General features: G+C 72.1%; 2 protein-coding genes. Both read right to left on the reverse strand.

Annotation, left to right across the window (positions count from 1 at the left end):
* Positions 1-1,024 (reverse strand): branched-chain amino acid ABC transporter permease (locus tag DEIPI_RS30750; protein ID WP_169737096.1); only part of this gene is annotated, 1,024 nt, incomplete at its 3' end.
* A partial coding sequence (locus DEIPI_RS0112335; RefSeq protein WP_027481962.1) for a branched-chain amino acid ABC transporter permease occupies positions 1,021-1,819 on the reverse strand: 799 nt, incomplete at its 5' end. The genes DEIPI_RS0112335 and DEIPI_RS30750, both read right to left, overlap by 4 nt.

Below are 1,819 nucleotides of genomic sequence, written 5' to 3' on the forward strand. Positions count from 1 at the left end.
GCCGCTCGCGGCGCGGCAGCAGGGGGGCGCTGCCGTACACGCGCGGCGGCCCCGTCGGAACGAGGCGCTCCACGAGGGGCCACAGACCGCGCCGCGCGAACTGCAGCGTCAGGATGACCAGCAGGCCGAACACGACGATCTCGAAGCTGCCGCTCTGCCCCAGCAGGCGCGGGAGAATGTTTTGGAGCTGCTCGCGCAGCAGGGTCAGCACGCCCGCGCCGAGCAGCGCGCCCCACACGTACCCGCTCCCGCCGATCACGGCCATGAACAGGAACTCGATGCCGGGCCCCAGCCCGAACGGCGTGGGGTTCACGAAGCGCTGGAAGTGCGCGTACAGCCACCCCGCGAGGCACGCGAGGAGCGCGGCGAGCAGGAAGGTCTGCACGCGCAGCCAGTACGTGTTCGCGCCGAAGGACTCCGCGACGACGGCGCCGCCGCGCAGCGCGCGGATCGCGCGGCCCGTGCGCGACGAGAGCAGGTTCTGCGCCGCGACCGCCGCGAGCGCCACCACGCCCCACACCAGCCAGAAGTACGCGCGTCCGTCCGTGAGGGGCACCCCGAGGACCGAGAGCGCGGGAATGCCGCGCAGGCCCGTGAAGCCCCCCGTGAAGGACGCGTTGCCGAACACGTAGAAGAGGCTCAGGCCCCACGCGATCGTCGCGAGCGGCAGGTAGTGGCCCTGCATGCGCAGCGTGATGCCGCCCAGCACGAGCGCCACCACGGCCGTGAGGAGGAGCGCGGCGAGCAGCGACACCCAAGGCGACCAGCCGTAACTGATCGTGAGGATCGCGGTGGTGTACGCGCCGACGCCCATGAAGGCCGCCTGCCCGAAACTCGTGGAGCCCGCCACGCCCGTGAGCAGCACGAGGCCGAGCGCCACGAGCGCGTACAGCCCGACGTACGTCATGAGGGTCACCTGGAAGGAGCCCAGCACGAGCGGCGCGAGCACGAGCGCGACCACCGCGAGGCCCGCCAGCAGCGGACGCGGGGAGCGCCGCGCCGGGGTGGAGGAGACGGCGCTCATTCCTCCTCCTCCACGTGGTGCGAGGTCAGCGAGCGCCACAGCAGCACCGGGATGATGAGGCCGAACACGATGACCTCCTTCCACTGGCTGTACTGGAAGGACGAGTAGCTCTCCAGCAGCCCGACGAGCAGCGCGCCCGCCGCCGCGAGCGGGTAGCTGACGAGCCCGCCGATGATCGCGCCGACGAAGCCCTTGAGGCCGATCAGGAAGCCCGAGTCGTACGTCAGCGGCGTGCTCGGCGCGATGAGGACGCCGCTGAGCGCCCCGATGAGCGCGGCGAGCGTGAAGCACAGGTAGCCCGAGTAGACGGGGCTGATGCCGCTCAGCCGCGCCCCGAGGCGGTTCACGGCGGTGGCGCGCAGCGCCTTGCCGGGCAGGGTCCGCTCGAAGAACAGGTACAGGCCCGTCATGACGAGCACGCTGAAGCCCACCGTCCACAGGCTCTGCGCGGTGACGCTCACGCCGCCGAGCGAGACGTTGCCCTCCGAGAAGGGCGGCGTGCGCGAGCCCTCCGGACCGAAGAAGTACAGCGCGAGCCCCGTCAGTGCGAGGTGCAGCGCGATCGCGGCGATCAGCAGGGTGAGGGTGCTCGCCTCGCGCAGCGGCGCGAAGATCACGCGGTACAGCAGGGGTCCCTGCGGCACCACGATCAGCAGGGTGAGCAGCACCTGCACCAGCAGCGGAGGCTTCATGGGCGCGAGCCACGCCGTGAGGCCCCACGCGGCGAGTCCGAACAGCAGCGCGCCGCCCACCGTGAGGGCCGCCTGCCGCGAGCGGCGCGCTCGCAGGTGACCG

The sequence above is a fragment of the Deinococcus pimensis DSM 21231 genome (genome assembly GCF_000519345.1).
GTDB classification, from domain to species: domain Bacteria; phylum Deinococcota; class Deinococci; order Deinococcales; family Deinococcaceae; genus Deinococcus_A; species Deinococcus_A pimensis.